Source organism: Rhizobium sp. RAF56 (assembly GCF_052113965.1).
Lineage (GTDB): Bacteria > Pseudomonadota > Alphaproteobacteria > Rhizobiales > Rhizobiaceae > Rhizobium.
Genome location: NZ_JBFRDU010000007.1, coordinates 72527 through 98184 on the forward strand (window position 1 = coordinate 72527; position 25658 = coordinate 98184).

The 25658-nt window shown below is 61.3% G+C and carries 22 protein-coding genes; 13 read left to right on the top strand and 9 right to left on the bottom strand.

The window, feature by feature from the left end; all coding sequences use genetic code 11:
* Nucleotides 1-163: 163 nt before the first annotated feature.
* From AB4048_RS07775 to AB4048_RS07800, 6 genes are all read right to left on the bottom strand, one after another.
* The gene (locus tag AB4048_RS07775) at nt 164-1654 is read right to left on the bottom strand and encodes a cyclic nucleotide-binding domain-containing protein (protein WP_442201355.1); all 1491 of its coding nucleotides are present in this window, start codon (nt 1652-1654) and stop codon (nt 164-166) included.
* 286 nt (nt 1655-1940) lie between these two features.
* Nucleotides 1941-2693 (bottom strand): SDR family oxidoreductase, encoded by a 753-nt coding sequence (locus AB4048_RS07780; protein WP_442201356.1) that lies wholly within the window; start codon nt 2691-2693, stop codon nt 1941-1943.
* 146 nt (nt 2694-2839) lie between these two features.
* The gene (locus tag AB4048_RS07785) at nt 2840-3244 is read right to left on the bottom strand and encodes a cupin domain-containing protein (protein WP_442201357.1); all 405 of its coding nucleotides are present in this window, start codon (nt 3242-3244) and stop codon (nt 2840-2842) included.
* Nucleotides 3245-3335: 91 nt separating this feature from the next.
* Nucleotides 3336-4001, bottom strand: a complete 666-nt coding sequence (locus AB4048_RS07790; RefSeq protein WP_442201358.1) for a nitroreductase — start codon at nt 3999-4001, stop codon at nt 3336-3338.
* A gap of 81 nt (nt 4002-4082) precedes the next feature.
* On the bottom strand, nt 4083-5036 hold the full coding sequence (locus AB4048_RS07795; RefSeq protein ID WP_442201359.1) for an MBL fold metallo-hydrolase: 954 nt from the start codon (nt 5034-5036) through the stop codon (nt 4083-4085).
* Between the two features lie 296 nt (nt 5037-5332).
* Nucleotides 5333-5788, bottom strand: coding sequence for a carboxymuconolactone decarboxylase family protein (locus AB4048_RS07800; RefSeq protein ID WP_442201360.1), 456 nt, complete (start codon nt 5786-5788; stop codon nt 5333-5335).
* A 313-nt stretch (nt 5789-6101) separates the two neighbouring features.
* On the opposite strand from AB4048_RS07800, the gene AB4048_RS07805 reads away from it, so the two are divergent.
* The 7 genes from AB4048_RS07805 (at nt 6102) to AB4048_RS07835 (ending at nt 15156) form a co-directional block, all read left to right on the top strand.
* Complete coding sequence (locus tag AB4048_RS07805; protein WP_442201361.1) at nt 6102-6857, top strand: SDR family oxidoreductase; 756 nt, start codon at nt 6102-6104, stop codon at nt 6855-6857.
* Nucleotides 6858-7033: 176 nt separating this feature from the next.
* Complete coding sequence (locus AB4048_RS07810; RefSeq protein ID WP_442201362.1) at nt 7034-7687, top strand: hypothetical protein; 654 nt, start codon at nt 7034-7036, stop codon at nt 7685-7687.
* A gap of 420 nt (nt 7688-8107) precedes the next feature.
* Nucleotides 8108-9091 (top strand): alpha/beta fold hydrolase, encoded by a 984-nt coding sequence (locus AB4048_RS07815; RefSeq protein WP_442201363.1) that lies wholly within the window; start codon nt 8108-8110, stop codon nt 9089-9091.
* Nucleotides 9092-9445: 354 nt separating this feature from the next.
* Nucleotides 9446-13441: a PAS domain-containing protein gene (locus AB4048_RS07820; protein ID WP_442201364.1), complete on the top strand. Its 3996-nt coding sequence runs from the start codon at nt 9446-9448 to the stop codon at nt 13439-13441.
* Nucleotides 13438-14079, top strand: coding sequence for a response regulator transcription factor (locus AB4048_RS07825; RefSeq protein ID WP_442201365.1), 642 nt, complete (start codon nt 13438-13440; stop codon nt 14077-14079). The genes AB4048_RS07820 and AB4048_RS07825 overlap by 4 nt, the downstream gene beginning before the upstream one ends.
* A gap of 2 nt (nt 14080-14081) precedes the next feature.
* The gene (locus AB4048_RS07830) at nt 14082-14459 is read left to right on the top strand and encodes a response regulator (RefSeq protein ID WP_442201366.1); all 378 of its coding nucleotides are present in this window, start codon (nt 14082-14084) and stop codon (nt 14457-14459) included.
* A 1-nt stretch (nt 14460) separates the two neighbouring features.
* Nucleotides 14461-15156: a response regulator transcription factor gene (locus AB4048_RS07835; protein WP_442201367.1), complete on the top strand. Its 696-nt coding sequence runs from the start codon at nt 14461-14463 to the stop codon at nt 15154-15156.
* A gap of 93 nt (nt 15157-15249) precedes the next feature.
* On the opposite strand, the gene AB4048_RS07840 is transcribed toward AB4048_RS07835, so the two are convergent.
* Complete coding sequence (locus AB4048_RS07840) at nt 15250-16182, bottom strand: LysR family transcriptional regulator (RefSeq protein WP_442201368.1); 933 nt, start codon at nt 16180-16182, stop codon at nt 15250-15252.
* A gap of 58 nt (nt 16183-16240) precedes the next feature.
* Between AB4048_RS07840 and AB4048_RS07845 the strand changes: the two genes are divergently transcribed.
* The 4 genes from AB4048_RS07845 to AB4048_RS07860 all read left to right on the top strand — a co-directional run bounded on the left by AB4048_RS07845 (nt 16241) and on the right by AB4048_RS07860 (nt 21583).
* Complete coding sequence (locus AB4048_RS07845) at nt 16241-16990, top strand: SDR family NAD(P)-dependent oxidoreductase (RefSeq protein WP_442201369.1); 750 nt, start codon at nt 16241-16243, stop codon at nt 16988-16990.
* Nucleotides 16991-17258: 268 nt separating this feature from the next.
* Entirely contained in the window at nt 17259-18599 is a 1341-nt protein-coding gene (locus AB4048_RS07850) for an Nramp family divalent metal transporter (protein ID WP_442201370.1), read from the top strand.
* Between the two features lie 126 nt (nt 18600-18725).
* Entirely contained in the window at nt 18726-20519 is a 1794-nt protein-coding gene (locus AB4048_RS07855) for an adenylate/guanylate cyclase domain-containing protein (RefSeq protein ID WP_442201371.1), read from the top strand.
* A 125-nt stretch (nt 20520-20644) separates the two neighbouring features.
* Nucleotides 20645-21583, top strand: a complete 939-nt coding sequence (locus tag AB4048_RS07860) for a DMT family transporter (RefSeq protein WP_442201372.1) — start codon at nt 20645-20647, stop codon at nt 21581-21583.
* On the opposite strand, the gene AB4048_RS07865 is transcribed toward AB4048_RS07860, so the two are convergent.
* A complete protein-coding gene (locus AB4048_RS07865; protein WP_442201373.1) occupies nt 21549-22322 on the bottom strand; it encodes a tRNA1(Val) (adenine(37)-N6)-methyltransferase in 774 nt (257 codons plus the stop codon). The two genes, AB4048_RS07860 and AB4048_RS07865, sit on opposite strands and share 35 nt — an antisense overlap.
* 8 nt (nt 22323-22330) lie before the next feature.
* A complete protein-coding gene (locus tag AB4048_RS07870) occupies nt 22331-22561 on the bottom strand; it encodes a putative signal transducing protein (protein WP_442201374.1) in 231 nt (76 codons plus the stop codon).
* A 109-nt stretch (nt 22562-22670) separates the two neighbouring features.
* Between AB4048_RS07870 and AB4048_RS07875 the strand changes: the two genes are divergently transcribed.
* Together AB4048_RS07875 and AB4048_RS07880 are read left to right on the top strand one after the other, a co-directional pair.
* Entirely contained in the window at nt 22671-23687 is a 1017-nt protein-coding gene (locus tag AB4048_RS07875; protein ID WP_442201375.1) for a polyprenyl synthetase family protein, read from the top strand.
* Nucleotides 23688-23807: 120 nt separating this feature from the next.
* Nucleotides 23808-25652 (top strand): tetratricopeptide repeat protein, encoded by a 1845-nt coding sequence (locus AB4048_RS07880; RefSeq protein WP_442201376.1) that lies wholly within the window; start codon nt 23808-23810, stop codon nt 25650-25652.
* Nucleotides 25653-25658: the final 6 nt, after the last annotated feature.

Here is a 25658-nt window from a genome sequence, read left to right on the forward strand (position 1 = left end):
GACGCTATGTTGATGTGCTCTTCGGAACTTTCGACCGCTGCGTAGCGGGACGTTTGATCCAATGGTAGCAATATGGGATTGCAAGGCTGAGTCTCAAACGTCATATATGCATCGTTTTAGGACATTCGTATGCCGCGACGCCAAGAGCGGGATGCCTCAGGTGCTAAGGCTTCGAGTATTCCCGATGCATCCGGAATATCGATCGTATTGCGTCGAGAAGGTCTAGCCTTCGCCGCTCGTGTTGGATTGTTGGTACCCCCGAGTTCTCGCCGATCGCTTCCCGGTTCGCCAGGTGCAGCGCCAGATCTTCAGCGAGTTCCGAGCGCTCCCGCAACAGCGGTGCAAACGCGGTCTGATCGATTTCGAATACAGTTACGCGTGTCAGCGCTTGCAGCCCATGCTTCTCTTTCGTACCGGCAAGGAAGCCCTCCTCGCCGAAGAAGTCTCCGGGTGCCAGGCGTGCAATCTCGTCATCGCCTTTCTTCATGATCACGATGCCGGATCTCACGATCATCAGACTGCTAAGGGAGTCCCCTTCGCTCACAATCTCCGCCGCGGCGCCAAAATCGCGTTTCGTGGCCGAGCCTGCTAGCGCATCGCGTTCATCCTGGCTCAGGACCGAGAATATCGGGATCGCGTCGATGAGGCTTTGTGCCATCGGCGTCGGGCGACCTGAGACATGTCGCGAAACCTCTCCGACGGCGATGGGACTCTCCGGAGGCATCGCCAGGTGCAACCCGCTCGCCTTGCAATGCCGGTACACGAGGTCGATGACTTCGTTGCGCGCGGCGCCGCGCTGGGCCGGGCTGGAAACACGAAATGAGAGTTCGACGGTGACGGCGCTTGCGTCGATGCCGACGAGACCGACGGTCGGCGCGGGCTCCTTTGCGATGACATTGCAGCTATCGAGAACGGCATGCATGACCTCGACGATCGATCGCGGCATAACGGTCGGCGCCACGCGAACGGATAGAGCAATCTGATGGTTCTCGTCGGGTCGGCTGACGTTCGTAAGCCCCTGTTTCGCCAGCACGCTGTTTGGCAATACGACGATGTTGTGAGCGCCGGTGAGCAGATACGTCGAACGCCAGTTCGAAGCTACGACCCTGCCCTCCGTGCCGTCGCTGAGAAGGATCCAGTCGCCAATGACATATGGGCGACCGAGCGTCAAAGCGATGCCCGAGAACAGGTCGCTCAGCGTGTTCTGAAGCGCAAGACCGAGGATGATCGCAATGACCCCTGATGTGGCAAGCAAAGTCCCGATCGGAACGCCGAACACGAAAGCCAGGATCGAAAGCAAGACGCCGAGATAGACGGCGGCGACGATCAGGTCCTGAATGAGCCTCGCCTCTCTCGGACGATGGTCGAGGACGATATAGATGCGAACGAAGCCGATCACGGCCCACGACAAATGGACCCACCAAAGTATCTTCGCTGATACGAACAAAGCATTCGCACCGCTGAGATCCCCTGGATCGAAACGGAAGGGAACAATGCGCGCAGTGGCGAGCACGGCAGTCATGGCCAGAAAGAAGCCGATCTGGACGATCAGGCGGGCGGTCGGACGGCCCGGACCCTGCAAATGCCAAACGACAATTCCAGCGATCCCGAGAACGCTGATGAGAAGCGGCAGTAGTTGTACGTCCTGGCCCATATCGATCTCCCGGAAATCCGAAACGTGCACTCGATCTCGCCAATAAAGCGGCGTCACGATGACGTCATGATGCTTGGCCGAAAATGTGGATCTGATTCAGGCTGCCAAACGTGATGATCGCTGGGCTCGGGCGCAAGCGAACGATACCGCAGAGGCGTCGGGCTGGCTATCAAACGATGGTTTTCGGGCGGTGAGGGACTGCCGACAGCCAGATAGCTATTCGCTGTTGAGCGGCTTGCTGAAGAAAGCCGATGCTCCATTCTGGAACCCGAGGCCTCGACATCCCCTAACCGGCCATTGATAGGTTCAACCAGTCTACGAACCGCATGGGGCCAACGTGGGCGAGGTTGTGGGGCAGCAATGTGTCGTCGTTCAGTTCGACGCCATAATATCGCGCGCGGTCGTCCGTAATCACCTGGCGCGGGTCTTCGTTTGCTGCGATGAACATGCGCGCGAGTTCGTCGAAGGCGAACTTCTCCGGCCCGGCAAGTTCCACCGTATCGTTCAACGGGGTGTCCAACGCCAACTCGGTGAGCACCTCCGCCACGTCGTCGGCGGCGACGGGCCGCACGGATGCGCAAGGAAGCCGGATGCCGTCGCCATCTGCCGCCATGTCGATCACGCCGCTCAGGAACTCGAAGAATTGCGTTGAATGGAGGATCGTATAAGGCCGCCGTGCCGCTCTGATCAGGTTCTCCTGCACCATTTTTGCGCGGAAGTAGTCGCTTTCGACAAGGCGAGGCGTCCCGACGATTGACAGAGCGAGATAATGGTCGACGCCTGCGTCCGCGGACGCGGCCAATAGATTTCGGGTGGACGTCTTGAAGAACTCCAAAGCGGAGTTGTCTCCAAACGACGCCGCGTTGGTGACGTCGATGACGACGTCTGCTCCCGTCAAGGAAGCCCTAAGGCCTTCCCTCGTGACGCTGTTCACTCCGAAAGTGGGGGATGCAAGGACGACTTCGGACCCCGCCTGCCGAAGGCTTTCGACGAGCCGCGTTCCGATCCGCCCGCTCGCTCCCATGACTGTTACTTTCATCGAGCCGCTCCCTCCGGACGTTGCGACGCATTGCGGCGCAACGTCAAAAGCCTTGTGTCGTTGCTGCGTTCGGCCGGCACCCCAATATATTCCAAGATCCGCCTTTGGCACCAGTCACATCGGCGCTTGGCGACCAAGGCCGGGCATCACTTCACAGGCATCACCGCCGGAGCGCCCTTCTTCTTGAGCAGCACGACGATGAACTTCGCAGGTTTCGTCTTGCTCGCGTTGCGGCTGATCAGGTGAATGTCGGAGGGACCTTCGTAGAACGTGTCTCCCGGAGACAAGGTGACTTCCTTTTCCCCTTTGAGCTGCATCACGATCGAGCCTTCGAGGACGTAGACGAACGCATTTGCGTCATGCTTGTGAATGGGATTGGCCCCACCTGGCCCATACTCGACGGATATCATGAGACCCTCCTTACCCGGATAGTTGGGAAGGTCCTTGCTCATGAGCGATGTGACCTTTGCCTCGTTGTCAGCGGCGACCGCGAAAGTGCCGAGGAGGCTGAGTGTAGCTGTCACAAACAGCGTTTTTAGAACTGGGTTCATTGTCGTAGTCCCTTCGTTGTTGATTAGATTTGCGTTTGCATAGGTCGAAAAATTCTAGCCTTCCACGCTGTGACCGGGGCGGCATCGGTGACTAGCCGCCGACGAACGTGACCGTCTCGTTGAGCGGGGCGCGGCCCCTGCGGGCGTAGCTTACCGTGGGGTCCTCGTACCCGATCGACATGCCGCAGAAGAGGATGAGCCCTTCCGGGGGTGACAGGACCTCCGCGACCGTCTCGCGAACCTGGGACCACGCCATCTGCGTGCAACTGTGAAGCCCTTCGTCGCGGAGCAGCAGCATGACGGTCTGCAGATACATGCCGACGTCGGCCCATTGGGGCCGGCCCAGGTCGCGGTCGATGTAGCAGAACAGCGCGGCGGGCGCGCCGAAACAGTTCCAGTTGGCGATGGCTGCCCGTTGGCGCGCCTCCCAGTCCTCGCGCGCAATACCAAGCGCGCTGTAGCGCTCCTTGCCGAAGGCGGATCGGCGCTCCCCATACGGGGACTTCAGCACGGACGGATACATCTCGTATTGCCGCTCGTCCCAGGGGTCGCCGTGAGCCACGCGCTCGACGGCGACCGTCTTGAGCTCGGCCAGCGGCGCGCCGGTCAGCACGTAGGTGTTCCACGGCTGAATGTTCGAACCGGACGGCGCCCAAGCTGCGGCGGACAGCACGCGCTCAAGCACCTCCCTCGACACAGGCTGGTCTTTGAACCCGCGCACCGCCCGTCGGCTTGTGACTGCCTCATATACGTCCATTGCAATCGCCTCTCTACCGCCGCCATCCGCTTCGTTCAAAGGCCATGCGGTCATCTGGTTCGAACCTGAGCGACCAAGCGGTCAGTAGTCCCAGAAGACCGGCACCCAACGAAAGTCGTCGCCATCGACCGCCACATGGCCGACGGAGGGGAACGGCAGATGAGTGGCCACCAGCAGTTCGCCGGTCTCCGCCAACTCCCGCAGAAGTCGGACCCGAATGCGGGCCGCTTCCTCGGGGTCGTGTTCGAAACCGTTAAACCAGTCGGGGTGTTCGAACCCGACCGCGAACACTGCGTCGCCGGCGAACATCAGCCGGTCGTTACCCGACGCCACGCGGACCACGCTGTGCCCAGGGGTGTGGCCGCCGGTGCGCGTGACGACCACGCCCGGCGCGACCTGATACTCCTCATCGAACAGCCGCAGGTGGCTGCGGTACTCTTTGCTGAACCGCGTGGCAGTCGCCCTGAGCGCGTCCGGGAAGCCCGGCGGCATTGAGACGTGGGAGAAATCGGGCGACTCCCAGAATTTCACTTCGGCGGCCGCCACGTGGATCCTGAGGTCCGGACGCAGCCGTTCCTTCACCCCCTCGACGAGCAGCCCGCCAACGTGGTCCATGTGCATGTGCGTAAGCACCACGTCGGTCACGGATCCAAGATCGATGCCGGCTGCCGCCAATCGCTTGATCAACTGCCCGGCCCGCGGCAAGTTCAAGTCCGGGTCCAATCCCAGCCCAGCATCGATGAGTATGGTCTGCTGACCGCTACGCACCACGACCACGTTTAGAGCCCAGTCAAAAGCGTCCTGCGGCAGAAACATGTCCTTAAGCCAGGCCGCCCGGACGGACGGGTCGGCGTTGTGTCCCAACATCGCGGTTGGGAGCGGTAGCACGCCATCGCTGACCACCATCACCTCGATCTCGCCGATCTGAACAGCATAGCGCGACGGAACCAGCTCGTCGGGGTGAGCGGTGTTTTCCAAAGTCATGGTTGTCTCGCGCTGACCAGTCGTACGGGGGGTCGATACTGCCTGCGACATGATGGTCTCCTTGTTGAGTTCGGGGCCCGTCGGTCACGAGCCATGTCGCAGAGCCTAGGTTGAAGCGCTGTTGGTCGTCGATCAGGTCAAGGGAGAGGGAAGACTATCCCTGAGAACAGGGCAGCCTGTGCTTTCCGTGGACCGCAGTGCAGATTTGGTAGTGAAGAGGCTGGGATGAAGCAGTAGACGCTTTCGCCCGCCGAACGGCATTGAGCGAAGCCTTTCCTCACGGACGCTCGTCGGAAATGAAAGCTCGCCGGACGATTCCGTTCGTCCGGCGAGCTTTCGTGTCAATGCTACGCGGCAATCCTGCGATCCGCTGGATGCTGCAACCGGAAACCGATCGCCAGCCTGTTCCAGGCATTGATCATGGCAACGCCGATCGAAAGCGCCACGAGTTCATCCTCTGAAAAAACGGTGCGTGCCGCCTCATAATCCGAGTCCGGCGCATGGCTCTGTGCAATATTGGTCAGCGACTCGGCCCATGAGAGTGCAGCGCGTTCGCGGTCCGTATAGAGCTGCGATTCATGCCAGGCGCTCAGCAAGAGCATCCGCTCTTCCGTCTCGCCCTGCTTAAGCGCGTCCTGTCGATGCATGTGCAGGCAATGGGCGCATCCGTTCATCTGCGAGACGCGCACCTTGACGAGTTCCATCAGCTTGGGATCGAAGCTCGTTGCAATCCAGGCCTCGACGGCGACGAGACCGTCGATGCCGCCGTTTTTCCTGGCCAGTAGGTTCAGACGCTTGGTCATCATGCTCTCCGTGAATGGTGGTGATCGGGTCGACACCGAAAGGTTCGCCCGGAGCATGATCTATTCCCGATAGGACGGACCATCCATCTGGCCCAGGTGGTGCATGCAGCTAGCGCCCGGACGAGCGGGGCCTCGCGGATTGGTCGGACACCCCCTCGTTCTGGATACCCTTCCCTATACTTCCGCAGAGGAGGAACGCTTCCCCCGTAGAATAGTCTGGGACCGCCAGCCGACGCATTCTCCCGCCATCGGCAACCGCCGCGCCTGGCTCTCAATCACGATCAGGCAAGTAACCCGAGAAGGAGATTTAGGCATGAAGATCGTTGTCATTGGGGGCACTGGGCTTATCGGTTCGAAGACCGTCGAGCGCCTGCGGAACAAAGGACACGACGTCCTCGCAGCATCCCCGAACTCGGGCGTCGACACCCTCACCGGCAAGGGCCTCGACGAAGCTCTGGCCGACGCGAAGGTTGTGATCGACCTCGCCAATTCGCCTTCGTTCGAGGACAAGGCGGTGATGGACTTCTTCCAGACCGCGGGACGCAACCTGCTCAAGGCCTGCGCCGCCGCAGGGGTGGAACATCACATTGCGCTCTCTATCGTCGGCGTGGAGAAACTGCCGCGCAGCGGCTATATGCGCGCCAAATTGGCCCAGGAAGAGTTGATCAGGGCCTCGGGCATTCCTTACACGATCGTACACTCGACGCAATTCTTCGAATTCCTTCCCGGCATCGTCCAGTCCGGCGCGGTCGACCAGACGATCCACCTGTCATCCGCCTATGTGCAACCGATCTCTTCGGAGGATGTTGCCGATGCCATGGCTGATGTAGCGTTGGGTAAGCCACTCAACGGCATTATCGAGATTGCCGGTCCGGAAAAGGTTCGCCTCAGCGATATCGCGGCTCGGTTCCTGAAATCGATGAACGACCCCCGTCAGGTCGTCGCCGATCCGCACGCACTCTATTTCGGCACCGAACTGCTCGACGGCTCGCTCGTGCCTGTCGGCAACGCCCGGCTCGGGCACGTCGGCTTCGAAGACTGGCGCAGCCACTACCAGCCCAGAACGTAATCGCCTCGGACGGGCCGGCCAGCGCATAGGCCGAGGCCGGCCCGTCCGTATACACTCAAACGGGAGAACCAACATGTTCCGGGCCAATCTCGCAGCAGCCACCTTGGCAGCCCTCATCGTCCGTACACCGAAAGATGACCGGCCACGCCGGGCATGTTCCCAACTAGGTTGACGCCATGCACACGACTTCAGCAACGCGAACACTTGCCGGAATTTCTGTCCCTCGGACACCGCTCGTTGAGCGCGCCTTGGACTATGCCCATGAAAGATGCGAGCCATACCTGTTCAACCATGTCGTTCGGTCCTGGCTGTTTGCCGAGCGGATCGGGCAACTCCAGGCGATCGAGCACGACGCGGAAGTGCTGGCCGTCGGCACGCTGCTGCATGATATAACGCTCAACGAACGCTTCGCGGGACCACGTCGCTTCGAAGTGGAGGCCGCGGACTTGGCGCGCGGCTTTGCGACGGAAGCAGGCGTCGACAAACTTCGCGCCCAACAGGTCTGGGACTGCGTTGCCCTCAATTCGACGCCGTCGATCGGCCTTTACAAGGAAGCTGAAGTTTCTCTCTGCACGATCGGCATCTGCCTCGACGTGGTCGGCCTGCAATATAGCTCCATTCCCTCGTCGGAAATGAAGGCAATCCTCACGGAATTTCCGCGACTTGGAATGAAGCGGAAGATGACCATGTGCTTCTGCCACATCGCCGCGACACAGCCAGAAACTACCCACGACAACTTTGTGCGCGATTTCGGAGAGCGCCTGGTGCCAGGCTACAAGGTAGCGGCTTCATCGGTGGATCTAGTGGCAAACGCCCCCTTCGACGAATGAATGGGCCACGCGCCGTCTTCAGAATATGCCCGTGCTCGGCGCAGACAGGAAGCCGCTCCGTATCCTCGACATCCGGGATGCGATGAAGGTGCTGTTCGAGCAGGAGGAGCTCCAGGAACATATGCTGCCAACTACATCGCCGGCATCGGTTATCGGTAGCCGACGCCATACATGGGCGGCAAGAAAACGCGCGCTTCGCTAGCGCGCGTTTTGCGTTTTGATGACCGAGCACCACAGGTCCGGTCTCCAAAGATCGTACCGGGGTCTGAAAGTCGCGATCTGCGGCAACAAGCAATCTAATCATTCGATGCAGTCACCTAAACGTTCGCACAGTCCGCCGATGCTTCCGCCCAATAGTTTTCCGCGTCGACGGCCGTCATCCTTCTTCCGCATGGTCAACCCCACCACGAAGGATGAAAAATGCAAGATATTTCAATTCCATCGATCCCCAGCGTCTCACGCCGCGACGCCCTCCTCTGGGGCGTTGCCGCCGGAATTGCAGCGGCGTCTCCCGCCGTCGCGACGGCCAAGGCGGCAGAGACGAAACCCCTGCCCACGACCCTCAACCACGGAAAGCACACAATGAGCACGATCACCACCAAGGACGGTACAGAAATTTATTACAAGGATTGGGGCTCTGGCCCGGTCATCACTTTCTCGCACGGATGGCCGCTGAGCTCCGACGCCTGGGACGGCCAGATGCTGTTCCTCGCCCAGAACGGTTTCCGTGTCGTGGCGCATGATCGGCGCGGCCATGGACGCTCTAGCCAGGCGACATCAGGAAACGACATGAATGGATACGCCGACGACCTGGCCGCCGTCATCGAAGCGCTCGACCTTAGGGACGCGACGCTGGTCGGCCACTCCACCGGCGGCGGCGAAGTCGCCCGCTATATCGGCCGTCACGGCACGAAGCGTGTCGCCAAGGCCGTCCTCATAGCCGCGGTACCGCCGATCATGGTAAAATCGGCGACCAATCCCGAAGGCCTGCCGATCGACGCGTTCGATGCGATCCGCGCCGGGCTGGTCAAGGATCGCTCGCAGTTCTACCGCGATCTCGCCCCGCTCTTCTACGGCGCCAACCGGCCGGGCTCAAATGTCTCTCAGGGCACGCTCGACCAATTCTGGCTTTGGAGCATGCAGGCTGGCCTGCTGAACGCCTACGAATGCGTCAAGGCATTCTCCGAAACCGATTTCACGGAAGACTTGAAGAAATTCGATGTCCCGACCCTCGTCCTGCACGGGGAGGACGACCAGATCGTTCCGATCAAGGATTCCGCCGTTAAGTCCGCCCGACTGATCAAGGGCGCCAAGGACATCTACTATCCCGGCGCGCCGCACGGCATCACCGCCACGCATCAGGACCAGGTCAACGCCGACCTGCTCGCATTCATCAAGGGCTGAGCCTGCCGCCGTTTGCGGAGCGGCCAGCCCCGCTCCGCGTTTCAGCGTCCGGTACCTGGACCACCAACCAGAGAACGGGAACGATGACATGGCTATCGACGCGGCGATTCTCTCGCGCCCTGAGTTCCCCTGCTTTCACCCTTGACCTCGGGTCGTTCGTCGCCGTGCTGGAGGAGCTTTATCTCTTTAGCGAAAACGGCGGCGGCGCCGCCGCTACTACATGGATTTCCATAAGTTGATGCCGTGCGATGGCTCGACTAGGGTGAGGAACAGGTTCGTCAGCACCGAGATTTGACAACAAATCCAACGCGTAGGCTGGCGACCCAGATTTTCTCTGCCCTTCAGGAGCAGCCGATGACGCGCCTCTGGTCCCACCGTCCCGAACTCCTGCATCTGAGCCTGTTTTTTGTGGCCTATGTCCTCGGATGTGGCTTCGCCCAGGCGCTTGCAATCGTGCCTGGAACAGGCATTTCAATCTGGCCTCCGGGCGGGCTTTTTATCGCCACCCTGGTCATCGCGCCCGTCGGAAGCTGGGCGTGGTGGGTGTTGTCGGGCTGTCTCGCCGAGCTGTCGGGCAATGTCCTGTGGTTCCATAGTCCGCTCCCTGCCGCCGTCCTCATGTATGCCGGCAACGCACTTGGAGCGCTGGTCGGCGCATCGCTCATCAGCCGGACGCTGAAGCGGCCGGTGCGGCTGGAAACCTTGCAGGAAGTTGTCGTCTTTATACTCGTGTGTGGCGGAATTGCGCCAATGGTGAGCGCAACCGTGGGAAGTGCGACGCTTGCCTGGTTCGGGATATTTTCGCAGACCTTCTTGGGCGCCTGGCCCCTCTGGTGGATCGGGGATGCCACCGGCGTTCTGATCGTGGCACCCCTCGCGTTGGTGGTGTTCCAGAGTTGGCATGGCAAGGCGGAACTTTCCGCGGCGAGATGGGCGGAGGCCGCTGTCCTCGGGCTCATCTTCCTTGGCGTCGCGGCTCTCTCGCTCAGCGGCTACCTGCCCTTTGCCTACATCATCATGCCGCCGCTGCTCTGGGCCGCCGTGCGTTTCGAGTTCAAGGGCGCGGCCATCACCCTTGCCCTCCTCGCACTCATAACGGCGATATTCACGATATCTGGCGCAAGCCAATTCGTCGGCGATGCCGAGACCCAGCGCCATAGACAGATCATGCTGCAGCTCTTCCTGGCGATCTCAGCGTTTTCGGCTCTCATCGTGGCCGCCATATCCCGCCAGCATCAGCTCGCGCTGGTTACGTTGCGCCAGAGTGTCGAAGCCTTGCGTGACCGCGAGCGGGAGCTGGAGCAAATCGTCAACATGGTTCCGGTCCATATCAGGCGGCTAACGCCAGACGGTGAGCCGACCTTTTTCAATAAACGCTTGACGGATTTTTTCGGGCTAGACCTGGAACAGTTGAACAAGCCTGGCGTGAGCCGGCTGGCGGCGAACATAGAAACCCTTGTCCACGCGGACGACGCACCCGTCCTACTGCAAACGGTCCGTCAATCCGTCGCCACCGGCGTACCCTATTCGATGAAGTATCGCATGCGCCGCGCTGACGGCGTATATCGCTGGGTCGATGGCCGGGCTGAACCGCTACGCGGCGAAGACGGGGCCATAATCCAATGGTTCGCCATCTCCATCGACATCGATGACGAGGTCCGGGCGCAGGAGGCATTGCGCGACCGGGAGCGGGAGCTGTCGCAGCTCATTGACATGGTCCCGAGTTTTCTATGGCGGTTGACTGCGGATGGAGAGCCAAACTTCTTCAACCGGCGTGTGATCGAATTTCTCGGTTTCGATGTATCGGCTTTGGATCGGCCGCAGTCGAGTCGCATGGCAGCCTATATCGAAGCTGCCATTCATCCCGATGACGCGGCCGCTTTCGCCACTGGTTTCGCGCATGCATTCGCGACTGGCCAACGCTTCTCAATGAAATATCGCTTGCGCCGCGCCGACGGGGTCTATCGATGGGTGGACACCGGCGCCGAGCCGATGCGGGACGACCGGGGCGGCATCGTCCAATGGTTCGGCTTCAGTCACGACATCGACGATCAGACGCGTCTTTATAGCGACATTGCCGAGCGCGAAGCCAGGATCCGACGGCTGATAGATTCTGACATCATCGGGATCGTCATATGGGATCTGGACGGAACGCTTATTGACGCCAATGACGCATTTCTCCGGATGGTCCAGTACGAACGGGAGGATGTGCAAGCCGGGCTTCGATGGCTCGATATGACGCCTCCCAACTGGCAAGATATGCATGCCCGCGAAGAGGCGGAAGAACTCGCAGCGACGGGCAAGATGCAAGCCCGTGAGAAGGAGTATTTCAGGAAGGATGGTAGTCGCGTGCCCGTATTGATCGGGGCTGCCTGCTTCGAGGGGCAGTCTCGGCAAGGGGTCGCATACATTCTCGATTTGACAGAACAGAAGCGTGCAGAAGCTGCATTGCGCAGCCGGGAGCGCGAGCTGTCGCTACTCGTGGATATGGTCCCGAGTTACCTCTGGCGGTTCTCGTCCGAGGGCGTACCTGTCTTTTTCAACAAAAGGCTCATCGATTTCCTGGGCTTAGACGTCACAGGTATGGACAAGCCGGACATGAGCCGGCTCGCCGCATTCATTGAGACCGTTATTCATCCAGATGACGCCCTCGGGGTTGCGGAAGCGTTCGGGCGCTCGTTGGCCAGCGGTGAGCACCTCTCCATGAAATGGCGGATGCGTCGAACTGATGGCATGTATCGGTGGATGGCGGCAAGCGCCGAAGCGATGCGAGACCAGGACGGTCGCATCGCTCAGTGGTACGGTCTCTGCCACGACATAGACGATCAGTTGCAGAGTGAAGAGGCGCTACGAAACAGCAAGCAGCAACTCGAGCAGATGATCGACGCTGTGCCCATCAACATCCTGAGTTACGATCCCGTGGGTAGGGTCACCTCGACAAGCAAGCGATATCTCGAAACTGTCGGGGTGCCTCCGGATCACGTCAAGGATTTCGAGGCGCTGGCGCGGCACCTGGCTCACCCCGACGACCTTCCGGAAATGCTGCGGAGAGCGCTGGATGGCTTTGCGACCGGAACGCCGTTCGTCAGTCGCTTTCGGCGGCGCGACAGGGACGGCGGCTATCCCTGGATAGAGGCGCGCGCGCAGCCGTTGCGCGATGCGTCTGGTGCAATCGTACAATGGTACCAGGTTTCGATCGATATCGAAGACGAGATGCGCGCGCAGGAAGCTGTTCGGGAAAGCGAGAAGCAACTGCGGCGGCTTGTCGATGCATTGCCGACGCTAATCTGGGCCGCCGCCGCGGACGGAGAGCCAACCTATCTGAACAGGCGGCTCGCGGAATATGTCGGCCTGACGCTGGTCGATCTCGAAGCGCCCGATACCACCCGCTTGCAGATGGCAATCCAAAACTCCGTCCATCCAGAAGATGTCGCCTCCGTCGGTCAGGCGCTCGCTCACTCGTTCACGACAGGCGAAACCTTCACAATGAAATATCGGCAGCGTCGAGCCGATGGAGCTTACCGTTGGATCATCGGCCGCGCCGAACCGCTGCGCGATGCCGACGGCAGCATCCTGCAATGGTACGGCGTGAGTTTCGACATCGACGACGACGTACGCACACAGGACGAATTGCGCCGGACGCAGGAGAGATTGGCGGTCGCATCTCAGGCGGCAAGTCTCGCGGAGCTCTCGGCATCGATCGCCCATGAGGTGAACCAGCCGCTGGCCGCCATCGTCGCCAACTCGCATGCATGCCATCGCTGGCTGTCGGTCGAGCCCCCGAACGTAGACCGCGCAAAGACTGTCGCCGAGCGTATGATCCGGGATGCGAACGGCGCGGCCGATATCGTCAGCCGCATCCGCGCCCTTTTCAGGCAATCCACTGAGACGAGGAACACCGCGACGCTCGCGAGCATCGTTAGCGAGGCGGGCGGCCTGGTCGCCCAGGAGGGGATTCGGCGCCGCGTTCGCATGGAGATTTCCGTCGAAAGGGACCTTCCACCCGTCACGCTGGATTCCGTGCAGATTCAGCAGGTGCTGATCAATCTCATCCACAACGGCATGGATGCGATGGATTGTGCAGCAGGAGACAAGGTTCTCAAGCTGCACGTTCATCGCCTGGGGAGCGAGGTCCAGACCGAAATCAGCGATCGGGGGCGTGGTATCGAATCTCCCGACCGGATTTTCGAACCCTTTTTCACAACGAAGGAAAATGGCATGGGCATGGGTCTCGCCATCTGCCGGTCGATCGTCGAGGCGCATGGCGGGCGTTTATGGGCTGAGAACAATGAACCGCACGGCGCGCGATTCATTTTCACCTTACCAATTGCAACGAAAGAGGCGCCATGACGACGGCTGACCATGTTGTTTTCATCGTGGACGACGATGGACGTATCCGGGAGGCGCTCGGCGAACTGCTGGAGGCCCACGGTATCCGCGCCATCGCCTTCGGCTCGGCCGGCGAATATGTGAACGCCGAGAAGCCGGATGTACCGGCGTGCCTGATCCTCGACATCGAATTGCCCGATATCAACGGCCTGGAACTGCAGCGGCAGATCGCCGAGGGTGATCACCCGCCAATCGTTTTCATCACCGGACACGGTGATATTCCGTCCTCGGTACGGGCGATCAGGCATGGCGCGGTCGATTTCCTCACCAAGCCATTCAGCGATGCGGACCTCATGGCCGCGGTCAACACGGCGATTTCCGAAGATCGAAAAACGCGCTTGGAACGCGCTGAATTGAGCCAACTGAGACAGCGATATCTGGAACTTACGCCACGGGAGCGCGAGGTGCTGCCGCTCGTGGTCAGTGGCCTCCTCAACAAGCAGGCGGCGTCCGAACTGGGGATCAGCGAAGTCACGCTACAGATTCATCGAAGGAATGTGATGCAGAAAATGGGAACAGCGTCTCTAGCCGACCTCGTGCGCATCGCCGAGAGACTGGAGATACCGATCACCCACTCGCGGCGAGCGGGAGGAAATTAGCCATGGACAACACAAGACCGATCGTCGCGGTTGTCGATGATGATCCAAGGCTGCTCGAGTCGCTAGAGGAACTCCTGGAATCGGCCGGCTATGCGGCATGCTGCTTCCGGTCGGCCGGACAATTGCTCGTTCGCGGACTGGCGGATCTGGATGTGCTCATAACCGACATCGGCATGCCCGACACGAACGGCTTTGAACTTCGTGACATCGTGAAGAAGGCGCGTCCCGACCTGCCGGTTTTCCTGATCACCGGCCGCCACGAAATCGCTGACCAAAGCCGCGCCCAGGGCATCAGCGGCTTTTTTCGCAAGCCGTTCAATGCCCCTGCCCTGCTCGTCGCCATAGCAGAGGCTTTGCAAGAATCGACAAATGGAGGGTGATATGAGACTTGACCAGCCGTTCCGTAAATCGGCACCGTTTTTACAACAGCACCAACATGACGCGAGCGACCCCGTCGTGATCATCGTCGACGACGATGAGGCCGTACGAGAGGCTTTGTCGGAGCTGATCCTCTCGGCGGGGTTCCAGCCCGTCTGCTTCGCCTCGACGCGCGAAGTGCTCGATGCCGACATATTGGACCGCCCGGGCTGCCTGATCCTGGACGTGCGCATGCCGGGGGCGAACGGGCTTCATCTACAGCACCATCTGGCGGAGAGCGGCAATGCCAAGCCGATCATCTTCCTGACCGGACATGGCGATATTCCCATGACGGTCCAGGCGATGAAGGCGGGCGCCGTCGATTTCCTCACCAAGCCGGTGCGTGACCAGACGCTGCTTGACGCCGTGATTGCCGGGATTGAGCTCGACGCTGCGCGACGGGCCGAGGCTCTGGTGGTCAAACGCAATCTGGCGCGGCTTGAGACGCTGACAAATCGTGAGCGCGCGATCCTGCGTGAGGTTGCACGCGGGCGCCTCAACAAACAAATCGCATTCGATTTCAGTATAAGCGAAGTCACTGTCAAGCTGCATCGAGCAAACGTCATGCGCAAGATGGAAGCCGGCTCCATCGGCGAACTGATCAGGGCATGGGAGACGCTTCCCCCCGCGATGCGCGCGGCCGAGGGGCCCGGATCTTGAAACAACGGATCCGGCATGCAAACGAGGCGGAGCTAGACCTCTGGCGCTATCCGAACCGAGCCAAATGCCCGAGTTCGCGATCACATGCGCTCATCAGATCGCTTCGATGATCTTTGCCTCGCGGGCTATGAAGTCGCAGAACAGCTTTACGCGCAAGGGCGGCGTACGGCCAAACGCGTGCAGGGCGTTAAAAGGCAGCTTGGGAAGCGCAATCTCCGGGGCGAGCGCGACAAGCGTGCCGCCTTCCAGTTCTTTAGCGACCAGGCATCGCAGAAGATAGGCAGCACCTAGCCCGGCGAGCGCGGCCTGAATGAGAGCGGCTCCGGAGTCGCAATCGACGCGCCCTGAGGGAAGAAAGCCGCTCCCGTCCGCCAGGCGCAAGGGCTGTGTTATTCCGCCCAACGCATAGCGGGCAAAGGGCAGAGCCACCAAGGCTTCGGCGGTCGTTGGATTGCCCCCTGTTCTTACAAAATCCGGCGACGCGACGATCGTCATCGGCAGGTCCGCCAGATGGCGAACCATGAGATCCCCTTGCGCGGGATTGCCTACGCGCAACGCGACATCGTAGTCCTCCCTGATCAGATCGACGAACCGGTCGGTAAGACCGATATCGAGATGCAGGTTTGGGTAGTCGGTCGCAAAGCTGGCAAACAGTCGCGGGAGCAGCAGCGGAGCCAGCTCATTGGGCATGCTGATGCGGAGGCGGCCGGAAGGCGCGATGTCTGCGCCGATCGCTTCGTCGCTTGAATCCAGGTCGCGCAACAGCGGCGCAACCCGTCCGAAGAAGGCCTGACCGTCCTGGGTGAGCGTGAGGGCGCGGGTGGAGCGCAGGAAAAGGCGGACGCCGATTTTCTTTTCCAACCGCGCCACGCTCTTCGAGACTGCGGAAGGCGTCGTGTTCAGATCCCGCGCGGCTGCGCTGAACGAGCCCGCCTCCACCGTACGCACGAAAGCCGTCAATCCCGCCGTCTCGTTCAACAGGTTCGGCATTTGCAACTCCACGGCACAATTCATGTGCCCGCCCATGATCTAACGAGGCGGACCGACGGCATCTATCTCTTCTCTAGCTGAAAGGAGATAAACAATGCAGCAACTGAAAGACAAGGTCGCCGTTATCACCGGTGGCAATAGCGGTATCGGGAAGGCGACTGCCCAACTGTTCGCGGAAGAGGGAGCGCAGGTTATCATCACCGGCCGGCGGCAGGATGTCGTCAATCAAGCCGTGCGCGAAATTGGCCATTCAGCCATTGGTTTCGTAGGCGACGTCGCCAATCTCGAGGATCATCACAAGCTGGCAGACACCGTGAAGAGCCGCTTTGGTGGGCTCGACATCTATATGGCCAATGCCGGTATCATCAATCTTACCGCGTCCTCCAATGTGGCGCCGGAAGACTATGACCGGCACTTCGCCATCAATACCCGTGGCGTATTCTTCGGTGTGCAGACGATCGCACCGCTGATCCGCAATGGGGGCAGCATCATCGTTACGAGTTCGCTCGCAGCCACGAAGGTCCTGCCGGACCATACGGTCTACGCCGGGTCAAAGGCCGCCGTCGCCGCCTTTGCAAAGAACTGGGCGATCGAATTCAGGTCGCGACGTATTCGCGTCAACATCCTGAGCCCTGGTCCGGTCGAGACCGAAATTCTCGCAAAACTCGGTGTGTCGGAAGCCGAACGCCCTGCATTCGAAGATCACATGGCATCTCTGATCCCCGCTGGCCGTTTGGGTCGCCCGGAGGAACTGGCCCACGCCGCACTCTTTCTCGCCTCCGATGCGGCAAGCTTCGTCAATGGGATCGAACTTCATGCCGATGGCGGCATGACGTTGGTTTGACGATACCGGGAAACTGCTAGGGGGACTGTTGGAGTCCTCTTTGCCGAGACAGCCGGGCGGGAGATACCTCGTCGGGCTGTTTCGCAGCGGACGCTTACCGCCGCTCTAGCCAGAAAGGATTTGGACACGTCCACTTCCCCTGCGTTTGGTTTTCATGGCAAGCCCGGTCAAATGGCGGAAAGCCTTCTCACAAACGCTTGTTGCGAATGACTTGCATTATCATTCTAAACTGTTACCTTGTAAATCTGTGAAACCTTAGGGACGCTCCATGGACGCGAGGAATACCGATTTTGTTGGCGGCTGGCGCAGTGAGCGCCAGGAAGCTTCGCTGTCCGATGTCTATCGCTCGGTCGATACGCACCGGGGCGGATCGAAGTGGCGGCGCATGGCCGCATTTGCCGGACCCGGCTATCTGGTCGCCGTCGGCTACATGGATCCGGGCAACTGGGCGACGTCTCTCGCAGGCGGTTCGAAATTCGGCTACGCACTGCTGACGGTCGCACTTCTATCCAACCTGATGGCCATCGTCCTACAGGCGCTCTGTGCCCGGCTTGCGATCGCCAGCGGCCGCGATCTGGCGCAGGCCTGTCGCGATGCGTTTCCCCGCTATATCTCGGTGCCGCTCTGGGCACTTGCCGAAATCGCCATCATCGCCACCGACATCGCCGAAGTGATCGGCACCGCGATCGGCCTCAACCTGATCTTCGGCCTGCCGCTGCAGATCGGCGTGCTTTTGACGGCGCTCGACGTGTTCGTGATCCTCTACCTGCAGAAGCTCGGCTTCCGCTGGATCGAAGCCTTCGTCATCACTCTGCTCGGCATCATCGCGCTTTGCTTCGGCGTGCAGATCGTGCTTGCCGATCCCGCCTGGGGCAGCGTGCTGCGCGGCTTCGTGCCGACGACGGATATCGTCAGGAACCCCGAGATGCTCTACCTTTCGCTCGGTATTCTCGGCGCGACGGTGATGCCTCACAATCTCTATCTGCATTCCGGCATCGTGCAGACCCGTGCCTACGGCCACACCTTGCCGGAAAAGCGCGAGGCGATCACCTTCGCGACGCTCGATTCCACCGTGGCGCTGACCTTCGCGCTGCTCATCAACGCCTCGATCCTCATTCTCGCCGCCGCCACCTTCCATGCTGGCGGCCAGACGAACGTGGTGGAACTGGGCGAAGCCCATTCGCTACTGGCACCCCTGCTCGGCGTGGCGATCGCGCCGACGCTCTTCGGGATTGCGCTTCTTTGCTGCGGCCTCAATTCCACGGTGACTGCGACCCTTGCCGGCCAGATCGTCATGGAAGGCTTCCTGCAGATGAAGATGAAGCCCTGGATGCGCCGCCTTTTCACGCGGGCGATCGCCATCGTGCCGGCGGCGGCCGTGACCATCTGGTTCGGCGACAGGGGTACGTCGCAGCTTCTGATCTTGACCCAGGTCGTGCTCAGCCTGCAGCTGTCTTTCGCTGTCTTCCCGCTCGTCATCTTCACCGCCGACCGCCGCAAGATGGGCGCCCTCGTCGCGCCGCGCTGGCTGACGGCGATCGCCTATGCCATCGCAATCGTCATCGCGGGATTGAACGTGAAGCTGATCTACGACGCGTTCGCCTCGTAGAGAGCGAATTTCCCGTCAGATTGTGATCGGGCGCCCCGCAGCGTATGCTGGGCGTCTAGCCACGTTTGCATGATGCGAGACCTTTCCGCGATGGCGGAGAGGCGATCCGCGGCAGCGGAGGACAGGATGACGCAGCCTCAGGTTGAGCGAACGCTGGCAGCAATACTGGTTGCCGATGTCGTCGGGTATTCGCGGCTTGTCGAGACCGACGAGGCAAGCGCGCTTGCTGCCGTGAAGGAGCTGTGGCGTGCCACGGTCGAGCCTCTGGTCGCCGAGCATCGCGGGCGCATCGTCAAATTCATGGGCGATGGTGTCATGGCCGAATTCGGATCGGTGGTCGGCGCCGTCGGCTGCGCTGCGGCCGTGCAGCAACGGCTCGCGGATCGACAGCAGGAAATCGCTGGCGAGCCCCGCATCTTGCTCCGTATCGGAGTCAACCTCGGCGACCTCGTGGTCGAGGGCGACGATCTGCTTGGAGAAGGCGTGAATGTCGCCGCCCGGTTGGAGCAGCTATGCCCGCCCGGAAGCGTGCTGATCTCTGGGAGCGCTTACGAGCACCTGTCGGGCAAGCTCGATATTCCATTCGATTTCGCCGGCGAGCAGCACCTCAAGAATATCGCGCGGCCGGTGAAAACCTACCGAATGAATGTTGCGGGTTCTCCTTTCGCGCTCCCGATGAATGCCCGGTCCGACAAGCCTTCGATTGCGATCCTGCCATTCGACAATATGAGCGTCGACGCGGAGCAGGCATATTTCAGCGACGGCATCACGGAAGACATCATCACGGAGCTGTCGCGGTTCGGCGAACTGATGGTGATCGCCCGCAATTCCTCCTTTGCGTTTCGCGGGCAAGGCACCGACCTGCGCGAGATCGGCCGCAAGCTCGGGGCGGGATATATCGTCGAGGGAAGCGTTCGCCGGGCAGGCAATCGGGTGCGCATTACCGCGCAGTTGGTCGAGGCCGAAAGCGGGACGCATCTCTGGGCCGAACGCTATGACAGAGCGCTCGAAGACGTCTTCGCAATCCAGGAAGAGATTTCGCAGCATATCGTCGCGACCGTCGCCCAGCGCGTGCGGGACGACAGGGAGGTCGCGGCACGGCGGCGGCGGCCGGAAGACATGCTCGCCTATGACCTCTTTCTTCAGGGTAACCGCCTTTCCGACGACTTTACCCCCGGCACCCAGGACCGCGCCGCTGCGCTCTTTGAGCGCGCCATCGAGATCGACCCGACGTTTGCACGCGCCTATACCGGCCTTGCCTATATTGTTCTCACTCGGGCGACTGACACGGCCGTGGGGGTGTCGCGGCAAAGAGACGAAAACAGGGTGCAGGCGCTCAGGCTTGCCGAGAGGGCGCTCGCGCTCGATCCAAACGACCCAAGGGTGCATTGTACGCTCGGATTTATGTGTTGCACCTGGCGCGACTTCGACAGGGCCGAACGACACTTGGACTTGGCCCGCTCCATGAACCCGAACGATCCATTAATCCAGATCATCTGGGCCTCGGTGCAAGGGACGTTGGGGAGAGCGGAACGCGCGCTGGCTGCGATCCAGCTCGCCTGCCGGCTCAACCCGAAGTACCCGAGCTGGTACAACTATTATCTTTCCCGGATCCTCTTCCAACTCGAGCGCTACGGCGAGGCTGCTGCCCTTCTCGAACAGCTAACGTTTGCCAATCCGGCTCGACACCCGCGAGACGTCGCCTGGCGCACGGCTGCATACGGCCATCTCGGCCGGTCAGAAGAGGCGCATCAATGCGGCGCGATGTTTCTCCAGGCCATGCGCGATCTCTGGCACGGCGATCCGGCCGCGGGTCCAGCCGAGTACGTGGACTGGCTTGTCGATGTTTCGTATCTGCGGGAGCCGAAAGATGTCGAGCGACTGCGGGAGGGTTTGCGTCTCGCTGGGCTGCCGGCATGACCGCGTCCTTGAAAAGACGCTCGGCGGGGCGCGGTCGGCGAGCAATAGTTCGACCGCGATCGAAACATCAAAGTACGATGTGAGGGTAGGAAGGAGGAAGACCGAGATCGAGAACGGGAAGGACGATGACGCACAGGCCGAACGTGGCGAAGGAACTCGCTCTTCTTCTGGCGCTCTCCGCTTTATGGGGCGCTTCCTACACCTTCATCAAACTGGGCGTCGAAACCATCCCGCCTCTGACGCTGATAGCCGCGCGTACGCTCATCGCCGGCGCGATCCTCGCTTCCGTCATCCGTTGGCGCGGGCTGAGCCTGCCAAGGGATGCGCGTATGTGGCAAAGGTTCCTGTTTCAGGCTTGCCTCAATAGCGTCGTTCCGTTCACGCTGATCGCGTGGGCCGAGCAGACGACAGACGCCGGGCTCGCGACCATCCTGAATTCGACCTCTCCGGTCTTCGCCTTCATGCTCACGATGCTCATTTCGCGCCATGAGCCCGTGACCGACCGCAAGTTGTTCGGCGTTGCTGCGGGGCTTTTCGGGACCTGCCTCATCGTTGGCGTGCAGGCGCTCGGCGGCCTGGGGCATCAACTCTGGGCACAGCTCGCCATCGTTGCCGCCACGGTCTGCTATGCAGGAGCGGCGATTTTCGGAAAGAGCTTCAGGGGTCTCGACCCGATGATGCCGGCGACGGGGTCATTGATTTGCGGGGCGGCTATCCTCATTCCGCTCAGCTTCGCGATCGATCGGCCATGGACGCTTGCTCCTTCCGCACGGTCGATATCGGCGCTCCTCGCACTCTCACTATTTTCGACCGCACTTGCCTTCGTCATCTATTTCCGTCTTGTGCAGACGCTTGGATCGGTCGCCACCACGGCGCAAGCCTATCTGCGCGTGCCGATCGGCGTGGCGATCGGGGTGCTGTTCCTCGGGGAGAGCGTGTCGTCGACCAGTTGGCTGGGCCTCGTCTGTGTCATCGCCGGCGTCGCCGCCATGGCCATTCCAGTCCGCGACCGGCATCCGGTCGCTCGGCCTACCGTCGCAAATAGGCGGCGCGACCGTTGTTGAGGTCGTCCACGAAGGTCGAGAACTTGTGCGTTCCCTCGTCGTGCATGACGAGCGGCGCCCTCAGGGCGAGGCGTGCCCGCGATCCCTTGATCGCGGTCATCAGGATACGCACGGCGTTTTCGCCTTCGCGCGGATGGATCGGCGTGATCTCGATGCCGCCGAAGCGCTTGCCGCAGGCGTCGATGATCTCGGCGATCGATTCCGGCCGGGCGATCAGCGAGAGCTGCCCGCCGGGGATCATGATCGCGCCGGCGGTGCGCACCCAGGCTTCGAAGAGCCCGTCGGTCATGGCATGCGCCTCGGCCTTCAGCGCGTCCGGCGTCCGGCGGTCGCTGCCGTCGTTGAAGGGCGGGTTCATGATGACGTGGTGAAAGCTGTCGTCGACGAGGCCCGCCGCGTTGCGCGCCTTGCCGGCGAGCGTCACATCGGCCTCGATCACGCTGACGCGGGCGGCAAAGCTGGCGTTTTGCGGAAGTGCCAGCCCCTTTCGGGCGAAATCCGCCATGTCGGCAGAACGCTCGAAAAGCACGACTTCCGCACTGACGAGGCGGCTTGCGACCGCCATGCCGGCCGCGCCCGCGCCTGCGCCGAGATCGGCAACGCGGATCGGCCGTTCGTCGGCGACCAGCGCCGCGAGCAGCATCGCGTCCATCCCCGAGCGGTGTCCTCTTCCCTTCGGCTGCACCACGTGGAAGGCGCCGCGATGGAATGCGTCAACCGTTTCCGCCTGCTTGGTCATAAGGCGCTTCAGCCCGCCTCGGCGCGCAGTTCGCCGCCGAGGCCCGCGTCGGTCAGGATCCGGCGTGCCTGCTGGGCGCGATCCTCTTCGACCAGAAAACGGCGCGGCAGCATGCCGAGCGAGCCTTCGAGAATGCTCATGGCCTGGTCCGCAATCATGCAATGGATGCCAGCGTCCCTCATCAGGCTTTCGGCGAAGGAAAGAAGTACCGGGTCGTTGGTGCGGATCAATTCGTGCATAAGGCCTGTGATTCCTTGTCAATTTTGCGCGACGAGACAAATCGCCACTTGCCGCGTCCCCTGCCCCTTTCTATTGTCCTTTGCGAAAAATGAACAGGAGTCCGGGTCATTGGGCGTTGTGATACCGCTTGAAGAGAGCAAAAACAAATCGGCATCCGTCAAGCCCTTGGTGGATCTGACCAAAGCGGACATGGAACGCGTCAACCAATTGATCCTGTCGAAAGCAGGCTCCGACGTCCAGATGATTCCCGAAGTGGCGGAACACCTGATCTCCTCGGGCGGAAAGCGGTTGCGGCCGATGCTGACGATCGCCGCGGCCTCCCTCTTCGGCTACAAGGGCGACAACCACATCAAACTTGCGACCAGCGTCGAATTCATGCACACGGCGACGCTTCTGCACGACGACGTGGTCGACGAAAGCGACCTGCGCCGCGGCAAATCCACCGCCCGCATGATCTGGGGCAACCAGGCGAGCGTATTGGTCGGCGACTTCCTGCTCGGCCAGGCCTTCCGCCTGATGGTCGAGGTCGGTTCGCTGGAGGCGCTCGACGTGCTGTCGTCGGCTGCCTGCGTCATCGCCGAGGGCGAGGTGCTGCAGCTTTCCGTCGCCAAGAACATGGAAACTACCGAGGACGACTACCTCTCCGTCATCCGGGCAAAGACCGCGGCGCTATTCGCGGCCGCGGCCGAAGTCGGTCCGATCGTCGCCAATGCGAGCAAGGCCGACCGCAACGCGCTGAAATCCTACGGCACCAACCTTGGACTTGCCTTCCAGCTTGTCGACGACGTGCTCGACTACGGCGGCAAGGCTGTCGATCTCGGCAAGAATGTCGGCGACGACTTCCGCGAGGGCAAGATCACCTTGCCGGTCATCCTCTCCTACCGCCGCGGCACCGAAGACGAGCGCGCCTTCTGGCGCGACGCGATCGAGAACGGCAACAGCAACGACGCCAATCTTGAGAAGGCGATGGGGCTGATCACGAAGTATGGCGCCCTCAACGACACGATCGGCCGGGCAATCCACTATGGCACGATCGCGCGCGATGCGCTGGCTCCGGTGCCCGATACGCCGTGCAAGTCGGCGCTGATGGAAGTCATCGACTTCTGCATCGAACGCGTCAGCTGATCGCTGCACTGCCGAAATTCTTGCAGGGCTGCTTCAAAAAAGCCATCCTGCACGTGAATGAGTTGCATGAATACATGCTGAGGCGATCTACGAGAGTCGCCCTCGAAGAAAGGTTTTGTAATGCGGCAAAGACTTGCCATCCGTCTCCTGTCCAGTGCAGCGCTGACGGCGGTGCTTACTTTTTCGACGGTTCAAGCGAGCCATGCCGAGGATGCCGCCAAGCCGGCGGCCGGGACTGAAGCGACGACGTCGTTCGATCCCGATACCGCCGACAGCTTTGCTGGCGCGTTTCTTGCCGCGCGCACCGCCGATGTCGATCACGACTACGAGACGGCGATCGCCCTCTACAAGAAGGCCCTGATGATCGAGCCGGGCAATCCGGAAATCCGCCAGCGCCTGATGATCTCGCTGCTTCTGAACGGCAACATCGCCGAGGGCGTCAAATACGCCTCCGAACTCAAGAACGATCCGACCGTCGAGCGCGTCACGACGATCGTTCGTGGCATGGATGCCATCCGCCGCCATGACTACAAGGTCGCGGAAGGCTTGCTCAAATACAGCGGCCCGAACGATCTCGACCGGTTGATGAACGATCTTCTGCTCGCCTGGGCCCGTGTCGGCGCCGGTCGCGGCAAGGAAGCGCTGGCCATGGTCCAGAAGATGAAGGGACCAGCCTGGTTCAGCATCTTCAAGAGCTACAATGCCGGCGCGATCGCGCTTGTCATCGGCGATACGAAGGCCGCGCGCAGCAACCTCAACGATGCCGTCACCGACAAGGACGGCGGCGCGACGGCACCGGATACCTTCATGCGCGCCGTCATGGCGCTCGCCCGCCTGGAAGCCAATGCCGGCAACAGGCAGCAGGCGCTGGATGCGATCTCGGTCGGCGACAACATGATCAGCAACTACGCGCCGCTGAATGCGCTGCGCGCCAGCATCGAAAAGGGTGATAAGCCGGCACAGCAGGTCACCGACGCGGTGCAGGGTGCGGCTTCCGTGCTCTTCTCCGTCGGCGCCGCGCTCAACCGTGACGGCGCCGAAGACGTTGTCGCGCTCTACCTGCAAACAGCCAATACCCTCGACCCGAAGAGCCCAGATACGCTGGTCCTGCTCGGCGGCATCGCCGAGAAGCAGGAGCAGATGAACCGCGCCATCTCCTTCTACAAGCAGGTGCCCAAGGATTCGCCGATGGCGCGCATCTCCGAGCTGCAGCTCGGGCTGGCACTGGCGCAAGGCGGCAAGATCGACGACGCCCGCAAGCATCTGAAGGCGCTGATCGATTCCGACCCCAGCGATGTTCGCAGCTACCTCGCCTACGGCAGCGTTCTCTCCGACGCCAAGGACTTCCAGGCGATGGCCGAGAACTACGACAAGGCGGTCGAGGTCATCGGCGCGGTGCCGAGCCGCAAGGACTGGTCGGTCTTCTTCCAGCGCGGCATTGCCTATGAGCGACTGAAGAAGTGGGATCAGGCCGAGCCGAACTTCAAGAAGGCGCTGGAGCTCAACCCCGACCAGCCGCAGGTGCTCAACTACCTCGGCTATTCCTGGGTCGACATGAACCGGAACCTCGACGCCGGGCTGGACATGATCAAGCGGGCGGTCGATCTGAGGCCGGACGACGGCTATATCGTCGATTCGCTCGGCTGGGCCTATTTCCGCCTCAACCGGTTCGACGACGCCGTCAACGAACTGGAGAAGGCAGCGCAGCTGAAGGCGAGCGACGCGACCATCAACGACCATCTGGGCGACGCCTACTGGCGCGTCGGGCGCAAGCTCGAAGCGGTCTACCAGTGGAACCGCGCGCTGACGTCGCAGCCGGAAGAGGCTGACATTCCGCGGATCAAGGACAAGGTCGCGCACGGCTTGCCTGACGTCGGCGACCCGAAGGCGGCGGACAAGTCCAAGAACCCGGAGCCCAATCCGGCGCCGGCCGAGCCCGCGCAGGCGACCGACAAGAAATCGTAAGCCGTC